Origin of the sequence: Bacillus sp. MAG717A (assembly GCF_036884855.1) — a bacterium.
Taxonomy (GTDB): Bacteria; Bacillota; Bacilli; order Bacillales; family Bacillaceae; genus Bacillus; species Bacillus safensis.
Genome location: NZ_CP145733.1, coordinates 2,048,484 through 2,071,821 on the forward strand (window position 1 = coordinate 2,048,484; position 23,338 = coordinate 2,071,821).

Annotated in this window: 21 protein-coding genes; 19 read left to right on the forward strand and 2 right to left on the reverse strand. The window is 43.2% G+C overall.

The window, feature by feature from the left end; all coding sequences use genetic code 11:
* Window positions 1-567 precede the first annotated feature (567 nt).
* The 7 genes from V6Z54_RS10405 (at window position 568) to abc-f (ending at window position 8,775) form a co-directional block, all read left to right on the forward strand.
* Complete coding sequence (locus V6Z54_RS10405; RefSeq protein ID WP_338527293.1) at window positions 568-1,737, forward strand: macrolide family glycosyltransferase; 1,170 nt, start codon at window positions 568-570, stop codon at window positions 1,735-1,737.
* Window positions 1,738-1,856: 119 nt separating this feature from the next.
* Window positions 1,857-3,500, forward strand: a complete 1,644-nt coding sequence (gene nikA, locus V6Z54_RS10410) for a nickel ABC transporter substrate-binding protein (RefSeq protein WP_338527294.1) — start codon at window positions 1,857-1,859, stop codon at window positions 3,498-3,500.
* A gap of 15 nt (window positions 3,501-3,515) precedes the next feature.
* Entirely contained in the window at window positions 3,516-4,445 is a 930-nt protein-coding gene (gene opp1B, locus V6Z54_RS10415) for a nickel/cobalt ABC transporter permease (protein ID WP_073978955.1), read from the forward strand.
* Between the two features lie 5 nt (window positions 4,446-4,450).
* Window positions 4,451-5,338: a nickel/cobalt ABC transporter permease gene (gene opp1C, locus V6Z54_RS10420; RefSeq protein WP_338527295.1), complete on the forward strand. Its 888-nt coding sequence runs from the start codon at window positions 4,451-4,453 to the stop codon at window positions 5,336-5,338.
* Complete coding sequence (locus tag V6Z54_RS10425; RefSeq protein WP_041088158.1) at window positions 5,301-6,119, forward strand: ABC transporter ATP-binding protein; 819 nt, start codon at window positions 5,301-5,303, stop codon at window positions 6,117-6,119. The genes opp1C and V6Z54_RS10425 overlap by 38 nt, the downstream gene beginning before the upstream one ends.
* Window positions 6,113-6,883, forward strand: coding sequence for a dipeptide/oligopeptide/nickel ABC transporter ATP-binding protein (locus V6Z54_RS10430; RefSeq protein WP_338527296.1), 771 nt, complete (start codon window positions 6,113-6,115; stop codon window positions 6,881-6,883). The genes V6Z54_RS10425 and V6Z54_RS10430 overlap by 7 nt, the downstream gene beginning before the upstream one ends.
* Before the next feature lie 332 nt (window positions 6,884-7,215).
* Window positions 7,216-8,775, forward strand: coding sequence for an ABC-F type ribosomal protection protein (abc-f, locus tag V6Z54_RS10435; protein ID WP_338527970.1), 1,560 nt, complete (start codon window positions 7,216-7,218; stop codon window positions 8,773-8,775).
* A gap of 14 nt (window positions 8,776-8,789) precedes the next feature.
* On the opposite strand, the gene V6Z54_RS10440 is transcribed toward abc-f, so the two are convergent.
* Complete coding sequence (locus tag V6Z54_RS10440; RefSeq protein WP_338527297.1) at window positions 8,790-10,199, reverse strand: polysaccharide deacetylase family protein; 1,410 nt, start codon at window positions 10,197-10,199, stop codon at window positions 8,790-8,792.
* Window positions 10,200-10,522: 323 nt separating this feature from the next.
* On the opposite strand from V6Z54_RS10440, the gene V6Z54_RS10445 reads away from it, so the two are divergent.
* The 4 genes from V6Z54_RS10445 to V6Z54_RS10460 all read left to right on the forward strand — a co-directional run bounded on the left by V6Z54_RS10445 (window position 10,523) and on the right by V6Z54_RS10460 (window position 13,835).
* Entirely contained in the window at window positions 10,523-11,551 is a 1,029-nt protein-coding gene (locus V6Z54_RS10445; RefSeq protein ID WP_175297118.1) for an iron ABC transporter permease, read from the forward strand.
* Complete coding sequence (locus V6Z54_RS10450) at window positions 11,548-12,549, forward strand: iron ABC transporter permease (protein ID WP_039181585.1); 1,002 nt, start codon at window positions 11,548-11,550, stop codon at window positions 12,547-12,549. The genes V6Z54_RS10445 and V6Z54_RS10450 overlap by 4 nt, the downstream gene beginning before the upstream one ends.
* 20 nt (window positions 12,550-12,569) lie before the next feature.
* Window positions 12,570-13,466: an iron-hydroxamate ABC transporter substrate-binding protein gene (locus tag V6Z54_RS10455; protein ID WP_269102560.1), complete on the forward strand. Its 897-nt coding sequence runs from the start codon at window positions 12,570-12,572 to the stop codon at window positions 13,464-13,466.
* A 144-nt stretch (window positions 13,467-13,610) separates the two neighbouring features.
* Window positions 13,611-13,835 (forward strand): phage holin, encoded by a 225-nt coding sequence (locus V6Z54_RS10460; RefSeq protein WP_024423530.1) that lies wholly within the window; start codon window positions 13,611-13,613, stop codon window positions 13,833-13,835.
* 85 nt (window positions 13,836-13,920) lie between these two features.
* On the opposite strand, the gene V6Z54_RS10465 is transcribed toward V6Z54_RS10460, so the two are convergent.
* Window positions 13,921-14,391: a helix-turn-helix domain-containing protein gene (locus V6Z54_RS10465; protein WP_073978959.1), complete on the reverse strand. Its 471-nt coding sequence runs from the start codon at window positions 14,389-14,391 to the stop codon at window positions 13,921-13,923.
* Between the two features lie 257 nt (window positions 14,392-14,648).
* On the opposite strand from V6Z54_RS10465, the gene V6Z54_RS10470 reads away from it, so the two are divergent.
* The 8 genes from V6Z54_RS10470 (at window position 14,649) to V6Z54_RS10505 (ending at window position 23,330) form a co-directional block, all read left to right on the forward strand.
* Window positions 14,649-15,380, forward strand: coding sequence for a Wzz/FepE/Etk N-terminal domain-containing protein (locus V6Z54_RS10470; protein WP_024423528.1), 732 nt, complete (start codon window positions 14,649-14,651; stop codon window positions 15,378-15,380).
* On the forward strand, window positions 15,370-16,053 hold the full coding sequence (locus V6Z54_RS10475; RefSeq protein ID WP_024423527.1) for a CpsD/CapB family tyrosine-protein kinase: 684 nt from the start codon (window positions 15,370-15,372) through the stop codon (window positions 16,051-16,053). The genes V6Z54_RS10470 and V6Z54_RS10475 overlap by 11 nt, the downstream gene beginning before the upstream one ends.
* A 165-nt stretch (window positions 16,054-16,218) precedes the next feature.
* The gene (locus tag V6Z54_RS10480) at window positions 16,219-18,093 is read left to right on the forward strand and encodes a nucleoside-diphosphate sugar epimerase/dehydratase (RefSeq protein WP_058837588.1); all 1,875 of its coding nucleotides are present in this window, start codon (window positions 16,219-16,221) and stop codon (window positions 18,091-18,093) included.
* A complete protein-coding gene (locus tag V6Z54_RS10485; RefSeq protein WP_338527298.1) occupies window positions 18,059-19,207 on the forward strand; it encodes a glycosyltransferase family 4 protein in 1,149 nt (382 codons plus the stop codon). Before V6Z54_RS10480 ends, V6Z54_RS10485 begins: the two co-directional genes overlap by 35 nt.
* Window positions 19,200-20,039 carry a glycosyltransferase gene (locus V6Z54_RS10490; RefSeq protein ID WP_041088178.1) on the forward strand — a complete coding sequence of 280 codons (840 nt, stop codon included), beginning with the start codon at window positions 19,200-19,202 and terminating at the stop codon, window positions 20,037-20,039. Before V6Z54_RS10485 ends, V6Z54_RS10490 begins: the two co-directional genes overlap by 8 nt.
* Window positions 20,032-21,162, forward strand: a complete 1,131-nt coding sequence (locus V6Z54_RS10495) for a glycosyltransferase family 1 protein (RefSeq protein WP_041088180.1) — start codon at window positions 20,032-20,034, stop codon at window positions 21,160-21,162. The genes V6Z54_RS10490 and V6Z54_RS10495 overlap by 8 nt, the downstream gene beginning before the upstream one ends.
* Window positions 21,163-21,176: 14 nt before the next feature.
* The gene (locus V6Z54_RS10500; RefSeq protein ID WP_338527299.1) at window positions 21,177-22,280 is read left to right on the forward strand and encodes an EpsG family protein; all 1,104 of its coding nucleotides are present in this window, start codon (window positions 21,177-21,179) and stop codon (window positions 22,278-22,280) included.
* A gap of 27 nt (window positions 22,281-22,307) precedes the next feature.
* Window positions 22,308-23,330: a glycosyltransferase gene (locus tag V6Z54_RS10505; RefSeq protein WP_041088184.1), complete on the forward strand. Its 1,023-nt coding sequence runs from the start codon at window positions 22,308-22,310 to the stop codon at window positions 23,328-23,330.
* Window positions 23,331-23,338: the final 8 nt, after the last annotated feature.

Sequence of the window (23,338 nt, forward strand, 5' to 3'; positions counted from 1 at the left end):
GATTGATCGTTCTCTTCTAATAAAGCTAGGGTAAGCAAGTGAAAAAATGATCTTGTTGCAACACAGCAACATCTATCCGAGGATAATAAAATAACCCCCACTCTTAACATAAGAATGGGGGTTATTGCTATAAAGGGGTTACCTGCCTTTTTGGCCTTTCCTGTAAATAGCCGCAGGTATAATTGTAAGAAGAACAATGATAAATCCAATCACGGATACAGTATTTTTTATTGTATTGTCATTCACAGTGAAGTTTGTCACGATCATTGCCGCCAGACAAAGAATGATGATTAAATAACTGTATTTCTCCAAGACTTTCACAAAATATCCCTCCAATATGAATCTATAAATAATATACTAATTATTCAAAAATGAATAATAAAGGGTTATGTTGGATGTTCGTATGAGAAGTGCATTATATGCTTTGTAACAATCTTATCATGTTCATGTCTCTCCATGAAATACTGGACATAAGACTCATTTCTCCCCTTTTCAGGCGTATTTGTTGAGCTGGCTTGCTGTATATGATTAACATGGAAGGGAATTGACAATGAGGAGGGATTTCTTGTGGCGAAGATTTTATTGATTACGTTTCCAGCTGAAGGACATGTGAACCCTATGTTAGGAATGATTAAAGCTTGGGCGGATCGAGGTGATGAAGTGCATGCGGTCACAACTGTACATTATGAGGAACGAATCAAACGCTTAGGCGCTCACGTACATATACATCCAGATTATATTCGGACATTACATGTGGAAGAAGGAGATTTAGATTCCATGCAGCCGTTCTTTCATGCCATGCTGCAGACATCATATGATATTTTAGAGGTAGTGGAAACACTTTCCGATAAGCATTCATTTGATTTGGTCTACTTCGATATGTTTGGGGCAGGGGAGCTTGTTCGAGATTACTTGCGCATTCCGAGCATTGGGTCCAACCCATCTTTTGTGCTGCAAGAGGCGCATTTTGATACACCGTTATACAGAAAGGATGAGAAAGCCGAGCATCTGTTAGAAAAAATACAAGAGCGTTTTGGCGTTCAGCCAACGCGTTTGATGCAATTTATGAAAAACCGTGGAGAACTGAATATCGTCTATACAAGTGAATATTTCCAGCCGTCTGTTGATTCATTAAACGATTCGTTTGTCTTCATTGGACCGAGCTTTCTAAAAAGAGCCGACCAGCATGATTTCCCGCTGGAAGCACTTGAGCAAGAAAAAGTCGTTTTTATTTCCATGGGTACCGTTCTTGGGGATACAGAAGCATTTTTTAATATGTGTATAGATGCCTTCGCAGACTTTGACGGAAAAGTAATCATCGCAACAGGTGAAAAAGTAGATCGTTCTCTCTTAAAAGAGGCGCCTGCTCATTTTCTGATCGAGCCTTATGTGCCGCAACTTGAGGTGCTCGAACTGACAGAAGTGTTTGTAACGCACGGCGGAATGAACAGTGTCAATGAAGGTATTCATTACCACGTTCCGATGGTCGTCATTCCGGTCGACAAAGATCAGCCGATGGTAGCACAAAGACTGACCGAATTATCTGCTGCCTGTGCACTTGATAAAGATCATCTGACAGCAGAGCAGCTAAGAGAGACCGTTGAGACGGTTTTAGGCAGTGATACGTACCGGGCGGGGATTGAGAAAATTGAAGAAAGCTTCCAAGCAGCAGGTGGAACAGAAAAAGCATTAAGGGTGATCGACCAATTCATGCAGGCGAAACAGACTCAATCATGAGTCTGTTTTTTTATGAAAAGACGTTGTATTTCCCATTTCTGTATGCTAATATTCAATTCGTAATCATTTCGATTAATAATCGTAATGATTACGATAATGTTGAATTGGAGGAAGTACATATGAGTGATCAATCTGTTTACATAAAGAAGAAATATGAGAAAAAGCATCCCTATGTGACATACACCTTGATGCTGTTTTCAGTGATGGCTTGTTTTTTATTGGCCTCATGCTCTGGAAACAAAGCATCTTCCAGCATGAATGATAGAGAAGAAGATGAGCTCGTGTATGCAAGTACAAAAGATATCAGGGACATTAATCCCCATCTATACGGCGGAGAGATGGCTGCTCAAAATATGGTGTTTGAATCGCTTGTCGTCAATACAGAGAAGGGCGTTCAGCCTGCCTTAGCGAAAAGCTGGGACATTTCAAAAGATGGAAAAACCTACACCTTTCATCTTCGAAAAGGTGTGACTTTTTCAGATGGTGAGCCTTTTAATGCAAAGGCAGTGAAATTGAACATTGATGCTGTCGTCAAAAATATTGAAAAGAACGCTTGGCTTAATCTCGTATCCGAAATCAAATCCACAAAGGCGTTAGATGACGATACATTTGTTCTCACGTTGAAAGAGCCTTATTATCCTACGTTAGAAGAGCTGGGCTTAACACGCCCTTTCCGTTTTATTTCTCCAAAAAGCTTCATTGATGGAACGACTGCAAAAGGAGTCAAAAGCTATGCAGGTACAGGTCCTTATGTTCTAAAGGAACATAAGAAAAATCAATATGCTGTTTTTGAAATGAATGACCACTATTGGGGGAAAAAGCCGAAAATTTTAACCGTGAAATGGAAAGTCATGCCGGATCACCAGACCATCTTACTTGCGCTCCAAAAAGGAGAGGTAGATCTTTTATTTGGAGCAGATGGTGACATGATCGATGGAGACTCATTCCAGGCTTTAAAAGAAGCAGGTCAATATGGTGTAACCGTGAGCCCTCCTGTTGGTTCAAGATCGATTGTCATTAATTCAAACCAGCCAATCACAAAAGATCCGAAAGTAAGAGAAGCGTTTCAATACGCCATTCAAAAGGATATGATCACAGAAGGCATTTTAAATGGAACGGAAAAGGTGGCACACACATTGCTTGCCCCTTCTGTCCCTTACGCAAATATTCCATTGAAAAAGAAAACTTATCAAAAGAAGAAAGCAGAGGCAATATTGGATGAGGCAGGCTGGAAGATGAAAGAAGATGGCTATCGCTATCAAAATGGCAAACTGCTGAGTGTGGCTATTTACTATAATTCCGATAATGCGGGTGAAAGAACGATCAGTGAATCGATCCAACAAGATTTCAAGCAGGTAGGAATCAAGCTGGATATTAGAGGAGAAGAAAAACAGGCATTTTTAGATCGCCAAAAAACAGGGAAGTTCGATCTGATGTACTCGCTGTCTTGGGGACTTCCTTATGATCCACAAACTTATGTCTCTTCATTCCGTGTAGCTTCTCATGCTGATTATCAAGCCCAATTAGGACTGAAAAAGAAAAAGTGGCTGGATGAGACGATTACTGAAGTATTAGTAGAACCAGATGAGCAAAAGCGGAAACAAATGTATCAAGAAATATTGACGTATATCCATGATGAAAATGTCTACATCCCAATCTCTTATTCTGTGACAAAGGCTGTTTATAATAAGCGCCTGAAAGGCGTAGGTTTTCATGTGTCACAGTATGAAATCCCATTTGACCGTATGTATTTTGCGTCATAAAACGGAGGTAGAGACATGACTCGCTATCTCTTAAAACGAATATTGATGCTTTTCCCGCTGATGATTTTCATCACCTTCTTTGCTTTTGTACTGCTGACGATGAGGGCAAGTGATCCAGCTGAGGTCGCTTTGCGAGTGAATCAAGTCACTCCAACAGAAGAAATGATTGAATCGATGCGTCAGGAGTTAGGCTTAGACGAGCCGTTTTTCATCCGCTATGCCACATGGCTTAAAGATGGATTAACAGGTGATTTTGGTAAGAGCTATGTCACACAGGATCCGGTTTTTGATCTTATCATGGAGGCGCTGCCAGCTACATTGCAGCTTGCAGGAGCAGCGCTCTTTTTTATCATAGTGCTCAGTTTGTTGTTCGGGGTGATTTGTGCATATGCTGCTCATTCCTGGGTGGACCGGATATTGAGAGCCTTTGTATTTATCGCCGCTTCAATGCCTAGTTTTTGGCTGGGGATTTTGTTGATTTGGCTTTTTTCAGTCAAATTCAATTGGGTCAATACGAGTGGAATGGAAGGGTTCAAATCGATTCTTCTTCCAGCTGTCACATTATCATTTGGCTACTTATCGACCTATGTGAGACTGATACGCAATCAAATTCTAAAATTTCAGCATGAGCCCTTTGTTTTTTATGCAAGAGCACGTGGTTTAAAGGAACGAACCGTTCAACTGAAGGTCATGAGGCATGCCCTGCAATTAGCGGTGACAGCACTTGGCATGTCTATTCCAAAGCTCATTGCGGGAACTGTTATTATTGAGAACCTTTTTGCTTGGCCAGGGGTTGGCCGGTTGTGTGTAACAGCTATTTTCCATGCTGATTTCCCCATTATTCAAGCCTATTTGTTTGTGATGGGGTTCCTGTTTGTTATGTGCAACCTCATTGCTGATGTGATGCAAATGACCATGAATCCGCAGTTGCGAAAGGAGGTCTGACAACGATGATAGGGTGGCATCAATTAAGAAAAGACCGTATGGCGATTCTTTCAATCTGGCTGTTAGTACTTGTCGCATTAGCTGGACTGTTTGCGCCAGTGTTAGCACCACATGACCCAACAAATACGAACATTCTTCAAAAATATGCCGGTATCAGTCTTACTTATCCACTCGGAACGGATCATCTAGGGAGATGTGTATTGTCTCGGCTTTTATATGGAATTCGGACAACAATGCTTGCGGCCATGCTGACGATGTGTATCACGATGCTCATTGGCAGCGCACTTGGACTCATGGCAGGCTTCTTTCGAGGAAAGGTGGATGGAGTTTTGATGAGGCTGTGTGATGTCATGCTGTCCTTTCCGGCAGAGGTGATGATTCTTGCAGTTGTGGGAATACTCGGACCTGGACTATTCAATATTATTTTGGCGAATGTCCTAGCGAAATGGGCCTGGTATACAAGAATGATTCGTTCGTCTGTCCTTCAATATGCGAATGAACCTTCTGTTCAGTTTGCAAAGGTATCTGGCGGCACACCCTTTTACATATTGAGGAGACATCTATTTCCTCGCATCTCAGGAGAAATTGCTGTTTTTGCGACACTTGATGCGGGCTGGGTAATCTTAAATATATCAGCACTGTCTTTTCTTGGGTTAGGTGTGAGTGCACCTACACCAGAATGGGGCATGATGCTCAACGAGGCGAAGAATGTTATGGTGACACATCCAGCCCATATGCTTGCCCCTGGACTTGCCATCTTGTTTGTGGTCATGGCGTTGAACTTTTTAGGAGACAGCCTTCAGCATGCCGTGAATCCTGCCATGCATCATACCAGAAAGAAAGGGGTGAGGCCATTTGCCTTTAATCGACGTAAAAAATCTGTCCATACATGATCCACAGCAGCAAAGGAATATAGTGACGAATATCACATTTTCTTTACACCAACAACGCTGTTTAGCCGTCATTGGAGAAAGTGGCAGTGGAAAATCAACTGTCGCAAAAGCGTTAATTGACCTTGTCTCACCTTCGCTAGAAGTGAAAGGAACGATCATTTTTGACGGCAAAACATTGACAAATCAAGAAGCGCATCAATGGCGGGGGAAACGAATAGGTTTCATCTCACAGGATGCCATGAATGCATTCAACCCTATTGAAACGATTGGTCATCAAATGATGGAAACATTTCAGCAGCACTTGGGCTTACGCGGAAAAGAAGGGAAAGCCCATGCTATGGCTGGGCTTGCACGTGTCCATTTAAAAAATCCATATGATTTGATGAAAAAATATCCGTATGAACTGTCTGGAGGGATGCTTCAGCGTGTGATGATTGGCATCACGATGATGCTTTCTCCTGACGTGATCATTGCAGATGAGCCAACTGCATCGCTTGATGCCTTCAATCGGCGTGAAGTCATCAGACAATTACACAGGCTAAAGGAAGAAACCGGTGTTACCTTGATCGTTATATCGCATGATTTAGGCGTCGTTCAGGCAATCGCCGATGAGTTGATGGTCATGCACCAAGGAGTAATGCTTGAGCATGGGTCAGCCAAGGAAGTGTTCACATCACCCGAGCATCCCCAAACAAAGCATTTACTTGAGACGAGGCTTCGATTATCTGCCCCTACTGAAGCACTGCGGCAGCAGAAGAGAGTGGAGGCGTTCCCATGTTGATCACAGCTTTCGATCTAGTCAAACACGGTGAGAAGAAAGGGCTTTTTTCAAAACAAAAGAAACCAAAAGACCGCATATCAAATGTTTCGTTTCAAATCGAAAAAGGACAATGTGCCGGATTAGTCGGTGAGAGCGGCAGTGGCAAAAGTACATTGGCACGTATACTGCTCGGTTTAGAAAAATTAGATAGAGGCGATGTGCAGATTGAGGGCATGTCAGCTGACAAGTGGCGAAGGATGAACCGGGGGAAAATGAGTGTTGTCTTTCAGGATTATCTATCTTCTGTTCATCCTTCCTTTACGGTGAAAGAGATCATAGCAGAACCGATGCGTTTGTTAAAGCAGAATCAGAATCTGGATCAGAAGGTTTTGTCATTACTTGAGCAAGTCAGACTGCCTTCGTCTGTGCTGAATCAATATGCTCATCAGCTAAGCGGTGGTCAGCTCCAGCGAGTGTGCATCGCACGAGCCATATCGACGCATCCAGCCATTCTTATACTAGATGAAGTCTTGAGCTCACTGGATGTCTCTGTTCAAGTACAAATATTGGAGCTGCTTGAGACATTAAAACAAGAGCTAGACATGACCATGCTTCTCATTACTCATGATGTAGAAGCAGCGGTGTATCTATGTGACAGCCTTCTATTTTTACATGAAGGAAGCCTAGTGGAAGAATGCAAAAAGGACGAACTGTTTGAAGTGTCCCATCCATTTACACTCCAGTTAATCGATTCACTTATGCCATTTCAGCTTGACAAAAAATAACCAATCTTTTATCGTATACGTAACAAACGACGGAAGGGTGACCCAATGCAATGAAGTACTAATCCTATGACTTGTAAGCAAAATGAACGAACGAAGGCAGTGAGCAAACGATCGGTTTGCCATGTTTGTTGCGTTTTCATTTTTTAGCTTCGGAATAGGATGGTACAGCTTGGGAATCAAAAAATGAAGTGATTGATACGTGGGATGTGTGTGTTCAAATATGAACGGCACACCATACTGGATCAATCTGCTTATTTTTGTACACCATTTTGCCTCCTATTCTGAGAATGGGAGGCTTTTTCATGTCTCCTGATACGAAAGGAGAGGATTGGATGTTATTAAAAGCCAATCAGTTAAAGGTATTTCGGAAAGATCGCTTGTTATTTGATATTGAGGAACTAGTCATCCATCAAGGTGATCGCATTGGTCTTGTAGGGACAAATGGCAGCGGCAAAACGACTTTATTGCATGTGCTGGCGGGGCAGGAAACACCAGACAGCGGCACGGTGGCCGCCACTGCGACTTGTACACTGCTTCCTCAATTGAAACAAGGAGATGGCAGACAGAGTGGCGGTGAAATGACCCAGACTTATATTGAAAGAGCATTAAGTCGGCCGTCTGCCCTTTTATTAGCAGATGAACCGACCACTCATTTGGATACGGAGCATATTGAGTGGCTGGAAGAAAAGCTGCGTCATTATCAAGGTGCTCTTATTGTTGTTTCACATGATCGTGCTTTCTTAGATGCAATATGTACGGAGATTTGGGAGCTGGATCATGGGAAGTTTCATCATTACAAAGGCAACTACACACATTTTGCACAGCAAAAAGAGCTGGCACATCGTCAGCAGGTGGAAGCGTACGAAGCTTATACACAAAAGAAAAAACAGTTAGAGCATGCGCTGGAAAAGAAAAAGAAAAAGGCGGACAAAGCAACAAAGCCCTCCCAAAAGGTGAAATCCTCAGGGCCTAAAATTGCAAAGCCATACTATGCAAATAAGCAAAAAAAGCTGCAAAAAACAGCCAAATCCATTGAAACCAGGATGGAGAAATTAGAAAAGGTTGAGAAGGTAAAGGACATTCAGCCGATCCAAATGACTCAGCATACGATGAAGGAAGTAGCAAGCCGTACCATTTTGCGAGTGGAAAATGTAGATGGCAAGGCGGGCGATAAAGTGCTTTGGAAGAAGGCGAATGTGGAAGTGAGGGGCGGAGACAAGGTTGCCATTATCGGAAAGAACGGGAGCGGAAAAACGACATTTCTCCGAATGTTAGTGAATGGACATTCCGGAGTTACTTGCTCAGAGGCTGTCAAGCTAGCGTACTTCCGTCAGGATCTTTCAGGACTGAAGGTAGACGAATCGATTTTACAAAATGCGCTGAAAGAGGCGGTTCAAGAAGAGTCAGTGGTTCGAACGGTTTTAGCGAGACTAGGATTTAGAGGGGATGATGTGCATAAGCCTGTTGGCGTATTAAGCGGGGGAGAACGGGTGAAAACGATGCTTGCGTCCTTACTCGTCAGTGATGCCAATGTTCTCATGCTGGATGAACCGACGAACTTTTTAGATCTAGCCGCAGTTGAAGCACTTGAGGGTCTCTTGAAGGATTATCCAGGTACCGTTGTGTTTGTTTCCCACGATCGCAGGCTGATTGAGGAGGTTGCCACTCGTATTTTCCATATTCATGAGGAACGTATTGAAGGATTTGACGGCACATATGAAGCATATAAACAAAAGGAAGAAAAACCAGCTGTGACAAATAGAGAAGAGGAGCTTCTATTAATTGATATGCAGCTGTCTGAAGTGCTCAGCCGTTTAAGTATTGAGCCGTCGCAAGAGCTTGAAAAGACATTTCAAGCATTATTGAAGCAAAAAAAGTCTTTGGAGTCCTAAAAGAAAACCCCTGTTTACTCTACAGGGGTTTGTTCATGTCGTTCTTTTTTTAATTGTTCAAGTTCACTCACTGTGACGAGCTGGTAGCCTTGTTTGGTGAGTTCACGGATGATCTTTACTGCTGCTTGAGCTGAGCTTTCATAAATATCGTGCATTAACACTGTTCTGCCATCTGCTGCATGTGAGAGAACGCGGTTTGTGATCTGCTGGCTGTTGCGGATTTTCCAATCCTCAGGATCAACATCCCACAAAGTGACTTTCATCCCAATCGCCTGATTGATGTCTTGATTTGTACCGCCATATGGCGGTCTAAAGTGCGTAGGTGTATATCCGCTTGCTTTCTCAATCAGCTGCTGAGTGTCCTTCACTTGTTTCACGGCTTCTTCTAAAGGCAGTCTTGTTAATAAAGGGTGATTGTAGGAATGGTTTCCGATCTCATTCCCGCCTTTTAGAATGTCGGCAAGCATTCCAGGATAATATTGCACCCTGCTGCCTAAGACGAAAAAGGTGGCATGTCCTTTATTTGCCTTCAGCGCATCTAAAATTTTTGAGGTTGTCGCTGGATTCGGTCCATCATCAAATGTGAGTGCGATGGCTTTTTTATTCGGGTCAAGCTTTGATTTTTGCGGAAGCTTGATGGCTTTTCTTTTTGGGTTCGGTTCTTTCATTTCATTTTTATTTTTGATTTTATCCATATATTCTGGCTTTAATATGTCTTTCAGCAATGTCTTTTTGATTGCGAGTGTTTGCGGACCGAGATCCTCCGCGGCTACTTGAGATGCTGGGAAATAAAATTCTACATATTTGTCTTTCAAGGCAAATTGACTGAAGTTTTGAGCATCAGGGGCTGTTCCTTTCTGAAGGAGAGGCTGATCCTTAGATAAGGTTTTATCCTTTCGAAGCTCCGTATATGTAATATAGGATAATTTCTTTAAATAATTGGTTTTAGGTAGAAATAAATCTTTTGTGTCAAGAAAGGTTTTTTTCTGAAAATCATAGTTAATCGTGAGATGATTGGTGGTTCCATTTTGCTGGCCAGTATACGTATAGGTCGTAAAGCGAATGGCAGCAGACTGCTTCGCATAATGTATCATTTCATAATCAATATTCAGTTCATAGCGTTTATGTTCATCGATATCCTTTGCTTCACTGAATGTTTTTTTGAAATGCTCTAATGCTGAATTGGCATAGCTTTGAATCTTGTCATCTAGCTCTTTTTGATGAAAAAGAGGATAGTTGACTGCATATCTCATAAATTTCCCGTCATTTACGAGAGTGACAATTTCCACGTTTTTATAGTTCGTATCTTGCTTTACATTTTTCTTCTCTGTACCGCTTGCTTGTTGATTTTGAAAGAAAGCAACTGCTCCAATGACGACTGCAAGCGCAAATAGGACGATACTCCATTTTCCCTTTACTGACACAACTTTCAAATCTCCTCTCATGACGGGTCATTCTTTATTAGTTTGACATCTGTTTGTAATATTTTTATAATATTTGACTCACTTTTGTAATTTTAGTGGATATTCATGCAAAATGTCAACTATTTTCCTATTAAAATATGAGAAAACATGATTGGCCGTTCTGAGCGGCAAAAAGAAATCTCCTTTCTCTGCTCCGCACATACCTTCATTTAATTAAAAAATAGCGTGTACATTGATTTTTTAGAGGCTGGCGGCTATAATTTTGTTGATTATGATTCTCATTTTCAAACTGACTTTTAATGAAGAAAAGGATGACACCGATTTTGCAGGATAAGCGAAAACCTCAACAAAAACGATCATCACATATTCTGTTCTTTTTGATATTTTTTGTCGCCGTTATTGGATTAGCAGCTGCCATGTTTTTTGCTGTGTCATACGGTGCAAAAACATTGTCTCTGCAAACGGTTTGGACAGCTGTATTTGACTACCAGTCAAATGTCACAGAGCAGCAGATCATCCATGAATTAAGACTTCCTCGTGTTTTAGGGGCAGCTCTAGTGGGAGCGGCGTTTGCTGTAGCGGGTGCTCTTATGCAGGGCATCACAAGAAATCCTCTGGCAGATGCGGGGATTTTAGGTATTAATGGCGGTGCGATGTTTGTGGTCGCTCTCTGTTTTGCTTTTTTCCCAGGAATGCCTTATTCGGCACTGATGTTTTTTTCCTTTATTGGTGCTGTGCTCAGTACGCTGCTGATCTTTGCGATTGGGGCGGCTGGCGGCGTATTGACACCGCTGCGTCTCACTGTAGCAGGAGCGGTTGTAGCCGCATTGCTTCATGCGCTCAGCTCTGGGATTGCGATTTATTTTGATCTGAGTCAGGATTTGGCTTTTTGGTATGCAGGCGGGGTAGCTGGTGTGAAATGGCCGCAGCTGACGATTCTCGCCCCGGTTATTCTGATTGTGATCGTATGGGCAATGCTATTAGGCCGGTCACTTTCCTTACTATCGCTCGGTGAAGATACAGCGGCGAATTTAGGGGTGAAAACCCGGCAAGTGCGAATACTAGGCATGACCGCTGCTGTGTTATTAGCAGGGGTTTCTGTATCAGCAGTCGGGTCGATTGGGTTTGTCGGTCTTGTCATCCCGCATATTGCACGAAAGCTTGTTGGTGTAGACTATCGTTTTGTTATTCCGATGTCAGCGATATTAGGCGCAGTGCTGCTTGTCTTTGCAGACCTTGCCAGCCGTACAGTCAATCCGCCAAGAGAGCTTGCCATTGGCGTGATGGTGGCACTTGTTGGTGTTCCTTTCTTCTTATACATTGCCAGAAAAGAAGGGAGGAACCTGTCATGAGAGAGAAACAGCGTGCTCTTGCCGTGACAGTCGTTTTGCTTTGCCTGAGTGCGGCTGTTGTGCTGTATAGTTTAAATACCGGTACGCTGAAACTAAGCCCTGTCATGGTCGTCAAGACACTATTTGGCTTTGGAGATTTCCAAAGTGAAACGGTGCTGTTTGACTATCGTCTGCCTCGAATCGTGGTGACGATGTTAGCTGGTATTGGTCTTGGCATTGCTGGCGGCATTTTGCAAAGCTTATCCCGTAACCCGCTGGCCGATCCTGGGATAATTGGACTGAATGCAGGGGCAGCATTTGGCTTAATTGTGTTTGTGACATATTTTCACGCACTTGAAGGCAATCCGTCTCTTCTTATTCCGCTCTTTACGTTTGGCGGCGGACTGCTTGCGGCAGCGGTCATCGTACTTCTTGCATATGACCGGCATGAAGGCCTTGTTCCTATCCGTCTGATTTTAGTTGGCATTGCGGTTGCTGCGGGTTTTAGTGCACTCACCTTATATTTGTCATTGAAGCTTGATGAAGATACATACACGTTTGCTTCAAGATGGCTTGTGGGCAATGTATGGGGGAGAGACTGGATTCATGTGCTGGCGCTTCTGCCTTGGATTGTATGCCTTGTGCCGCTCACGCTGATGCAGTCAAACACGCTCAATGCATTGACATTAGGAGATGCTGTCGCCTCAAGTGTAGGTGTTCGTGTTCAGCGTAAACGTCTTCTCCTCTTGACCTTAGCGGTAGGCCTCGCGAGTGCCAGTGTTTCGATGACAGGCGGTATTGGCTTTATAGGCCTCGTGGCCCCGCATTTGGCCAGGCGGCTTGTCGGGTCATTGCATCAGTATTTTTTACCAGTTAGTGCGCTGCTTGGCTTGTTGATTTTGGTCAGTGCCGATACAATCGGACGTTCTATCTTTGCTCCAAATGCGATACCGGCGGGTGTGGTCGTGGCCTTTATCGGTGCCCCGTATTTTCTCTATTTATTAACTAAAACGAAATAAACATGAAAGAGGAACTCATCATGAAAAAACTACTAGTGTTTGGATTAACGCTCTGTTTCTTGCTGCTTGCCGCTTGCGGACAACAGGAAACAAAGAATACAACAAATGAAAAGACGAATGGAACACCAAAGATTGCTTCCTTGTCCATTCATTTAACAAATGACTTGTTAGCACTCGGTATCAAACCGGCGGGCTCTGTTGTAGGAGGAGACTTAAAAGATTTCCTTCCACATGCGAAAAAGCAGCTGAGTCAGACGAAGAAGCTCGGCATTGCAGCTGATCCAGATATGGAATCACTGCTTGCGTTACAACCAGATGTTATTTATGTTGATGAAGAATTAGCCGGACAAGACTTATCGAAATATAAGAAGATCGCCAAAACAGAAGTGTTTAATTTAAATGATGGCACATGGCGGGATCATTTGAAAAAAATCGCCAAACACGTCAATAAAGAAAAAGAAGCGGATCAATATATTAAGAATTACAATCAAGAAGCAAAAGAAGTCAAATCGCTCATCAAGAAAAAGATTGGAAACGGAAAAGTCATGGCGATCCGTGTGACGGCAAAGGAGCTTCGCGTATTTAGCATGAAGCGCCCAATGGGTCCTATTTTATATCAGGATTTAGGCCTGACTCCTGTCGATGGTGTGAAAAAGCTGGACAGCAAGCGCCCATTTGAAGTGATTTCTCAAGAGGTTCTTCCTGATTATGATGCTGATGCTATCTTTGTCGTTGTCAACCGTGATGATAAAGCGCAGCAGGCATTCAAGCAATTAGAAAAGACTCCGATATGGAAGGGTCTAAAAGCAGTGAAGAAAAACCAAGTCTATCCGATTGCCGATCAGCCTTGGCTCGATTACTCAGCTCTAGGCAATAAAATGGCATTGGATGAAGCAAAAGAGATGTTTTCTAAATAAATAGCAAATGAAATCAGGCATCATTCCGCATATAGGAATGATGTCTCTTTTTTTGATTCGTTCTTCTATTCATTTGGCTGCTGCATACATATGAGAGAGAACGAGCAATACCGTCCGTAAGAAGAGGAAAGGGAGGGGTTACAGTTGGAGGTTCAAAAAATTAGTGCAGGTACAATTGCAAGGCTTGTGCTGCTTTTACTGGCGCTTGTTAACAGTGCGCTAACTGCTGCGGGAAAAAGCCCAATTCCTATTGATGAAGAAGGCGTTCAGCAATTCATCACACTTGCCTTTCTGGGGATTACATCACTATGGGCCTATTGGAAAAACAATGATATAACGAAAAAAGCACGAACAAAAAAAGAAGAATAAGAGAAAAAAGAGCCTTTCATGAATCAAAGGCTCTTTTTCATCGAAGCGCAAACGCCTCTCCCCGCAATCATTCTTCCTGAAAGGCTTACGCCCGGCGTTCTCCCATGTTGTTGAGGAAAGCTTTTACTTCCTCAATGCTTAAGCCAATTGCCTTCGCTTCACTCATTAGACGCTTCCACTCTGCTATATTTGAATCAGTCAGCTTTCTATGGGTGACATGTAACGACTTTTCTTCCTGCTCCTTTCGGTACGTTTGGAGCAGCTGATAGAGCTCTTCTTTAGGCATGCCGGCTTGGACGGCATTGACGATATGCTCCCGCCATTCGTGTTCACCACCCTCAGCGTAATGAAACATCATCGTCTCTGCATCAAACAGCTCTTGTAAATCAATCTCTAGTGAAGAGGATACCTTTTTTAAGAACTGGACAGATGGATTTCTGTGGACACCACGCTCAATTTTGCTTAAATATGACTTAGAGACATGGGCATCTTCAGCCAGCTGCTGAATCGAGTATCCTTTTCTCTTTCGGTAAATGCGTATCACCTTGCCTATCATTCGATCAATGATCTCCCTTCTCCCCGGCGAATAGTTCTGCGACCTTTTCGTTCATTATAAGAAATAAATTGTTCTTTATAAAATTCAAAAACGTAAGAATCAGGAAGTAAACAAAAGAAAACGAACGATTTCGTTCTTTAAAAAGAACTATAAGACCTATTATGACATTTTTCTTTGCGGGTATTATCTTTTATAATCCAATCATTAACAAAAAGAAACCATATATAACCTTTTTGTGATGAAATCGGGAGGTATCTATGAATGAGAATATAGGTTTTAAGCAGCTGTTTTCTGTCATTAAAGAGAAAATGGCCCTTCTGATCCTGATTGTCCTGATCGTAACGGGCATTTCGGCCTATTATCAGTTCTATGTCTCGACTCCTGTATATCAGGCAACCACTCAAATTCTTGTTCATAAACGCAGCAATGACGCACAAGCAGATTTAAACGATATTCAGATGAACCTTCAATATACACGTACCTTTCAAGTTTTATTAAAAAGCCCAATCGTCATTGAAAAAGTAAAAGAAACACTCCATCTCACAGAATCAGCAGAAGGACTAAAACACAAAATTGCCACAAGTACAGAAAATGAGTCTGAGGTCATCAATATTTCTGTACAAGATGAGGATCGCGCGAAGGCAGTCGCCATTGCCAATACGGCAACAGAGGTGCTGCAAGAAGAAATCAAAAAAACAATGAATATGGATCGCATTAATGTTTTGTCTGAAGCCAAGTTGTCTAACACGATTCTGATGAATTCGAGGAAATTCGTTCATATCGTTCTGGCATTAGGCGCCTCTTTATTAGGGGGAATGACACTCATTTTCTTAATGAATTTACTCGATGATACTGTAAAACGAACACATCAAATAAGAGAAGAGATCGGATTGCCGTCGCTAGGCAGTGTCTATCAGATGCAGGCAGACAGGAGGGCCAAAAAAGACAAGCAGTCCGTCATAACGGGAGGACAGAACATTGATCTTTAAGAGGAAGAAAAGAGAAAAGAGAGATTTATCCTGTATTTCTGTATTAAATCCTCACTCTGTCATTGCGGAACAATTCCGTACAATCCGAACAAACATCGAATTCACATCGATCCAAACAAGGCTGAAATCGATATTAGTGACCTCCTCCTTGCCGAAGGAAGGGAAATCATTTACGGCTGCAAACTTAGCAGCTGTTTTTGCACAGCAGAACAAGCGGGTGCTGCTCATGGACGCTGATTTGCGAAAGCCGGCCGTTCATGAATATTTTGACCTGAGTCATCACACCGGTTTGACGAATGTGCTATTAAATAATTGCAGCTTGGAAGAAGCCATTTTACCTACACCGATTGAGCATTTAGAGCTGCTTCCGAGCGGAACCATTCCGCCGAATCCAGCTGAGCTGCTCTCCTCTTCTGTGATGAAGCAGCTATTTTATGAGATTGAACAGCAATATGACATGGTGATTGTTGATTCCACGCCGCTTCTGCCAGTTGCAGATGCAAAGATCTTGGCGAACCGGACGGATGGGAGCATTCTCGTTGTCTTAAGCGGCAAAACAAAGATTGCTGCTGTGAAGAAATCAAAAGAAGTATTAGAGGGAACAACAAGTAAACTGCTTGGAGCTATGCTAAATGGCAAGAAAGAGAAAAAGGGCAGGCTGTACATGTATTAAAAAGATTGATAGGTGATGTCTCCTAATCTTTAACAATGGAGGCACTCGATCCTGCTGTGGGCACAACCGGTGCCTTAGATGCTCGTCATCAGTAGTGGGATGTGAGGACGGGTTTGATGCCCATGTTACGTAAGAATAGTGATGCTTTAAAAAGGGGGAGGAGCGTTGACTTACGCCCAAAGATTATCAATCATCGTAGCACTAGATTCATATCTCATCTTAGTTGCCGTCTTTTTTGGTTTTCAATTTGTCCAAGAGGCGGCTTTAACCGTTTATACATTTGAAATGCTCGCCATTTCTTCACTCAGTCTGCTCATTGGGCACCATCTATTTGCCTGCATATTTCATGTGTACAAGCAAGTATGGGCTTATACAGGAGTAAGAGAGTTATTTTCTTTAATGAAGACCTTTGTGTGTTCTTTTTTATTTTCGATGACGATGCTGTACCTTTTCGTGCAGACATGGCCATTTCGGTTTTTATTCATCGTGTGGCTTTTTCATATCTTATTCATCGGTGCCTCTCGGATGGCTTCCAGGCTATTTCATGACGGAGCAAAGCGGCTTCAGGCAGAAAAGGAGCGGGCATTAATCATTGGCGCCGGATCAGCGGGGACCATGCTCGTTCGTCAGCTACAGCAATCGAGTGATGTACATATTGAGCCAGTCGCCTTCATCGATGATGACAAGACGAAACATAGGCTTGAAATTATGGGTCTGCCTGTCATAGGAGGAAAAGAACAAATTCAAACAGCTGTCGTGATGATGGATATTCAGAAGATCATCATTGCCATTCCATCTAAAAGCAGCCACACCTTAAAAGGGCTGTATAAGGAATGTGTAGCGACTGGAGTCAAAACACAGATCATGCCGGAAATGGAGCAGATTTTAAAAGGAACCCATGCGCTGAATCAATTACGGGATGTACAGCCAGAGGATTTACTAGGGAGAGAACCGATTCAATTAGATACGAGCCGTCTATCTGCTCATTTAAAAGGAAAAACGATCATGGTCACAGGGGCAGGCGGATCAATTGGGTCAGAAATCTGCCGTCAAATTTGTGTGTTTGCTCCTCAAGCGATTGTACTTGTGGGACATGGAGAATTTAGCATTCATTCTATTTTACTAGAGCTGAAAGAATTATATGGAGACAGCATCAGACTCTATCCACAAATTGCGGATATTCAAGATAAACAGAAAATGAGTGAAATCGTTGGTCAGTTTCAACCGGATATGATTTATCATGCTGCGGCACATAAGCATGTTCCGCTCATGGAAATCAGTCCGAAAGAAGCTGTGAAAAACAATATTATCGGCACAAAAAATGTCGCGGAAGCCGCACACGAGCACCGCATTGAAACATTCGTCCTCATCTCATCTGACAAAGCAGTCAACCCTGCCAATGTGATGGGAGCCACTAAGCGGTTTGCTGAAATGCTGATTATGCAAATGGGGGCAAGCAGCGAAACAAAATTTGTCGCCGTTCGATTTGGAAATGTACTTGGAAGCAGAGGGAGCGTCATCCCTATTTTTAAGAAACAAATCGAGCAAGGCGGGCCGGTGACAGTCACGCACCCAGCCATGACAAGATATTTTATGACCATCCCAGAAGCATCAAGGCTTGTGATTCAGGCAGGTGCACTGGCAGAAGGAAGACAGATTTTTGTTTTAGATATGGGGGAGCCAGTGAAAATCGTAGACCTCGCAGAAAACCTCATTCACCTCTCAGGCTACACCACAGACCAGATTCCGATCACTTTCACAGGCATTCGTCCTGGGGAGAAAATGTACGAAGAACTACTGAACCAGCATGAAAAAGCACAGGAACAAATCTTCCCGAAAATTCATATCGGCCATGCGCTGGATGGTGACCCATATGTGCTGAACCGCTTTATACATGAATTTGACATGATGAGTGAAGAGCAAATGAGACAAGCATTATTTGCTGCCATTGAGTCGCATGATATGTTGTCCGAACAGATGAAACGAGAGGAGGAGCCGCTTGCCAATGAAGAAAAAAGTCTTGTTTTGCGCAACGGTTGATTATCACTTTAAGGCCTTTCATCTTCCATATTTCCGGTGGTTTCAGGAAAAAGGATGGGAAGTGCATACAGCGGCAAATGGCCAGCTGGAGCTGCCCCATGTGAATCAAGCTCACTCGATTCCGATTCAGCGCTCTCCTTTTCATGTCCGCAACCGGCTTGCGTATGTAGAACTGAAGAAGCTGTTAGCGAAAGAGCACTATGATTTCATCCATTGCCACACACCAATGGGAAGTGTCATTGGCAGGCTTGCAGCCAAAGGCGCGCGCAAAAAAGGAACGAAGATTCTTTACACGGCACATGGCTTTCACTTTTGGCAGGGGGCGCCGCTTCAAAACTGGCTGCTCTATTATCCAATTGAGAGATTTCTTGCCCGCTATACAGACGCACTGATCACCATTAATGGGGAGGATTTTAAAAGAGCAGACCGTCTATCAAAAGAGCGGACATCTGTTTATTATGTGCCCGGTATGGGTGTGGATATGAAACGGTTCGCACCAGTTGATGAAAAAGAGAAACAGCGTCTCCGCGCAGCCTACGGCTTTTCTGCGGAAGATTTTATCGTGCTGTGTGCTGGCGAATTAAATACGAATAAAAATCAAGGGATGCTCATCAAAGCATGTGCACAGCTGTCTAGGAAAATACCAAATATAAAGATCGTGTTTGCTGGGGAAGGGACAATGAGGCCAAACTACGAAAAGCTTACCCGCCAGCTCCAGCTTGAAAAGCATGTTCACTTTGCTGGGTTTTGCAAACAAATGGAGGAATGGATGCATATGAGCGATGTGTGTGTTTCCACCAGCTTGAGAGAAGGGCTCGGCATGAACCTGCTTGAAGCGATGTCGGCAGAAAAACCCGTCATTGCAACGGAGAATAGAGGGCATTGTGAGCTTGTCAAACATGGCGTCAATGGTTTTTTAGTTAAACCGCAGGATGTGAATGGTTTAGCTGATTATTTGCAGCAGCTCTATGACAAAAAGGATCAGCTGCCCCTCATGGGAAAAGCGGGACGTTCTATCGCTCATGCATTTGCACAGGAGCAGACGGTCAGTGCAATGGAAGAAATTTATACAATTTATATGGATCAAGCAGAGAAGGTGATACAGCATGCGTAAACCAAAGGTGTCAATTATCATGGGCGTCTACAATTGCCAAGAGACAGTAGAAGAAAGTATTGAATCCATTCTTCATCAAACATATGAAAACTGGGAGCTCATCATATGTGATGACGCATCAACAGATGGCACTTATGAGAAAGTGCTGTCTTATACAAAACGACACCCTGAAAGAATTCGCCTGATCCGTAATAAACAAAATCAAAGGCTCGCTGCCAGTCTCAATCGCTGTCTGGCTGAAGCGAGGGGAGAGTTGATTGCAAGGCAGGATGGCGATGATCTATCGGTGCCTGTTCGTTTAGAAAAACAGGTTCATTTCCTCGATACATATCCTGAATACGATGTGGTCGGTACGGCGATGACGGTTTTTGATGAAACGGGAACAAGGGGTGTGCGGGCACTTGTTTCAGAGCCTGATCGGAAGGTGATGGCAAGAGGGACTCCTTTTTGTCATGGGACCATTATGATGAGGGCTTCTGCTTACAAAGCTTTAAATGGATATCGCTCTGTGAAAACAACGAGGCGGATGGAAGATATCGATCTTTGGATCCGCTTTTTTGCTGCTGGGAGGAAAGGCTTTAATTTACAAGAGCCGTTATATTTTGTGAGAGAGGATGAAGCGGCCTTTCAACGGCGAAAGTTTCGATATTCGATGGATAATGCCTGGCTCGTTTTGAAAGCATGCTGGCTATTAAAGCTATCGCCGCTTGACTATTTATTTGCTCTAAAGCCGGTGGTCCGTGCCTGCTTGTCACCGAAGGTCATGAAGCTTTATCATCGCCGGAAGCTGGCGTCGTCTATGCTGAAGAGGAGGGCTGTTCGGGATGAGTAAGCCAAAGCGCGTGCTTCATATTGTGGGCGGGATGAACCGCGGCGGTGCTGAAACGATGATTATGAACATCTATCGTGCACTCAACAGGAATGTCCTTCAATTTGATTTCATTACCCACCGGCAGGACGTCTGTGATTATGATGAGGAAATTCGCGAGCTTGGGGGACGCATCTTTTATGTCCCGAGTATTGGGGCGTCCTCTCCGGTTGCTTTTGTGAAAACATTGACAAAGACAATTAGGCAAACAGGACCCTATCAGGCAGTGCATGCACATACGGATTTTCAGACAGGCTTCTCCGCACTTGCTGCAAAAATAGCGGGTGTGAAGGTTCGCATTTGCCATTCCCATAATACAGCGTGGAAGCAGTCGCCAAACTGGCTGGATCATATGATGCTCAAAGGGTTTCGTCAGCTGATCTTTGCATTCTCTACACAGCTTGTTGCATGCGGCGAGGATGCCGGAGTCTTTTTATTTGGACAGAAAAAAATGCAGAATGGGCAAGTTGAGGTGCTACCAAATGGGATTGATTTATCCCTTTTTTTTCAGCCTGATCCAGACGAAAAGGCAGAGATGAAAAAGCAGTTCCATCTTCACGGAAAAAACATGGTCATCGGTCATATTGGGCGGTTCCATGAGCAAAAAAATCATGTTTTTTTTATGGAGCTGGCACAGACCTTAAAGAAGCAAGGCGTTTCATTTCAGCTTGTCCTCGTAGGGGATGGACCGCTGAAGCAAGTAGTCGAATCGTATGCGGAGAAGGCTGGCTTGATGGAGGACATTGTCTTTACAGGCGTCGTATCAGACGTTCCGCAGTATATGAAAGCATTTGACGTTTTTGTGATGCCTTCTTTGTTTGAAGGTCTTCCGCTTGTATTAGTGGAAGCACAGGCGTCTGGGCTGCCTTGTGTGATTTCAGATCATATTACAGAGGAAGTAGATTTAGGCTGCGGGCTTGTGAAAAGGATGTCGCTGGGAGATTCCGCGCATGAATGGATGAAGGCGGTGCTTGAAGCATATCATGCAGAACCTCCTCTTCAAGAGACCATTACCTCACAGCTTGAACAAAGAGGATTTGATGTGAAACAGAATATTACACGTGTGATGAATCTATATGGACTGTAAGGAAGGAATGGCAGATGGCGGTTTATTTGGTGAACATGATCATGGTCTATTTATGGTCGAGCTTTGCCGCATTTTACGGCAGACGTGATGATACCATTCAAAGCGGATGGCGGCCTAACAAGCTTCTTGTGTTTTTTCCGTTTTTGTTTCTTTGTATTGTCTCTGGGATTCGGTACAAAGTAGGAACCGATTTTGTCACATATGGACAGATGTATGAGTTCTCCATCAACTATGAAAGGCCTTGGCATATATTCGGATTCGGTGTGGATAAAGCCGCAACGGATCCGGGGTTTACGTTTATTTTATGGATGCTTAATCAACTGTCTCATGATCCGCAAATCATGTATATCTCAGTCGGAGCCATTACTTATTTTTTTATTATCAAGACACTTATTCAATATGGCCGTCCATTTGAGCTGAGTATGTTGCTTTTTCTTGGGACCTTTCATTATTATGCGTCATTTAATGGCATGCGTCAGTATATGGTGGCAGCGATTCTTTTTTATGCCATCCGGTTGGTGATCAATGGTCAGTGGAAATTGTATTTTCCGCTCGTCCTTGTATGTTCATTGTTTCATTCATCGGCTCTCATCATGATTCCTGTTTATTTTATTGTGAGGACAAAGGCTTGGTCTTGGATGATGCTGTTCTTATGCCTGATTTTCTTAGGCTTAACCGCGCTTTATGACCGTTTTGTCTCAGTGTTTGTCGTGATGCTGCAAGGAAGTTCATATGGTCATTACGAGGAATGGCTCACAACGAATACGAATGGAATGAATGTGACAAAAATCGGTGTCTTGATTTTGCCGCTTCTGCTCGCTTTCTTTTATCGGAAACGACTTCGTGAGCTGACACCTGAGAGTGATTACATTGTGAATTTTTGTTTGCTTGGTTTCTTGTTTGGCATCCTTGCAACGAAGGATATCATTTATGCAAGATTTCATATTTATTTTGGTTTGTATCAGCTCATTTTACTGCCATATTTCACACGTATTTTTGATCAGCGGTCTAATGTGTTTATGTATGTAGGGATTGCTGTTTGCTATATTCTGTACAGCATCATGCTGATGCCGTTCGATTCTTCGGTTTTGCCGTATAGAACGATTTTTACAAAGTAGATTTGAAGAAAGGTGGGGCATGCTTTAATGCCAGCTATCAGTCTATTGGTCGCAGTTTACAATACGAGTCAATATGTGGAGCAATGTCTTCAATCAATTGCGGATCAAAGCTTTTCTGATATAGAAGTCATTCTTATCAATGATGGATCGACCGACCGCAGCGGAGAATGTCTTGAAGCATTTGCTGAGCGTGATGAGCGTTTCCGGGTGATCCATCAATCCAATCAAGGGTTAGGCGCTGTGAGAAACAGGGGCATCGAGGAAGCGAAAGGGACGTATCTCGCCTTTGTGGATTCAGATGATATTCTCGCTCCTCATTACTGTGAAGCTATGTACGAAAAAGCCGAAATGACCGGGGCAGATCTTGTTGTGAGTGAGTATTGGATTCAATTTGAACAGTCAAAGAGAACGATACCAACGACGCTGTTAGACAAGCGGTCAGCCGAAAAAACGGATTTAATCAAAGCATTATTACACGGAGACTTGACTGGATTCTCATGGAATAAGCTGTATCGGCGTACCTTTATGGAAAAACACCACATTCGATTTCCGCTGCGGGGTGAGCTTGAAAACATTGAAGATCAATATGTGACGCTGCGCTGTTTTTCTTTATCACGCAGCATCGATTTTGTTCATGAGCCCCTTTATTACTATAGGGTTCATCTGTCATCTATTGTACAGCGATATCAGAAGCAGTATTTCCATCATGGACTGACCTTTTATCATGCACAGCACTCGTTTTTAAAAGAGTATGATGACGTCTCTCTGTATGAGAAAGCATTAGACTTTTTTATCGTCAATCATACGCTTCATTGTATGCTCAACGAATGGAAGAGCCAAAATGATCTCTCTATTCAGGAAAAGCTTGGTCACATGCGGGAAATGGTGACACACGATGCTTTCCAGCATGCTGTCAAACAAGTGGAACCATCGAAGCTCACAGCTCGAAAGCGTATGATTTTATTTCTTGCTAAGTGTCGATTGATTTATCCGCTTTCTGCTGCGGCATCAAGCTATCAAAAATGGATCGAATATCAGACAAGGAAATAGGGGTGATG

Bases quoted from the DNA above. Each gene is read 5' to 3' on its own strand.
- abc-f (WP_338527970.1), top strand. From the start codon at position 7,216: ATGTTATTAAAAGCCAATCAGTTAAAGGTATTTCGGAAAGATCGCTTG.
- opp1C (WP_338527295.1), top strand. From the start codon at position 4,451: ATGATAGGGTGGCATCAATTAAGAAAAGACCGTATGGCGATTCTTTCA.
- V6Z54_RS10490 (WP_041088178.1), top strand. From the start codon at position 19,200: ATGCGTAAACCAAAGGTGTCAATTATCATGGGCGTCTACAATTGCCAA.
- V6Z54_RS10430 (WP_338527296.1), top strand. From the start codon at position 6,113: ATGTTGATCACAGCTTTCGATCTAGTCAAACACGGTGAGAAGAAAGGG.
- V6Z54_RS10450 (WP_039181585.1), top strand. From the start codon at position 11,548: ATGAGAGAGAAACAGCGTGCTCTTGCCGTGACAGTCGTTTTGCTTTGC.
- V6Z54_RS10465 (WP_073978959.1), bottom strand. From the start codon at position 14,391: ATGATAGGCAAGGTGATACGCATTTACCGAAAGAGAAAAGGATACTCG.
- V6Z54_RS10495 (WP_041088180.1), top strand. From the start codon at position 20,032: ATGAGTAAGCCAAAGCGCGTGCTTCATATTGTGGGCGGGATGAACCGC.
- V6Z54_RS10455 (WP_269102560.1), top strand. From the start codon at position 12,570: ATGAAAAAACTACTAGTGTTTGGATTAACGCTCTGTTTCTTGCTGCTT.
- opp1B (WP_073978955.1), top strand. From the start codon at position 3,516: ATGACTCGCTATCTCTTAAAACGAATATTGATGCTTTTCCCGCTGATG.
- V6Z54_RS10500 (WP_338527299.1), top strand. From the start codon at position 21,177: ATGGCGGTTTATTTGGTGAACATGATCATGGTCTATTTATGGTCGAGC.
- V6Z54_RS10470 (WP_024423528.1), top strand. From the start codon at position 14,649: ATGAATGAGAATATAGGTTTTAAGCAGCTGTTTTCTGTCATTAAAGAG.
- V6Z54_RS10505 (WP_041088184.1), top strand. From the start codon at position 22,308: ATGCCAGCTATCAGTCTATTGGTCGCAGTTTACAATACGAGTCAATAT.
- nikA (WP_338527294.1), top strand. From the start codon at position 1,857: ATGAGTGATCAATCTGTTTACATAAAGAAGAAATATGAGAAAAAGCAT.
- V6Z54_RS10485 (WP_338527298.1), top strand. From the start codon at position 18,059: ATGAAGAAAAAAGTCTTGTTTTGCGCAACGGTTGATTATCACTTTAAG.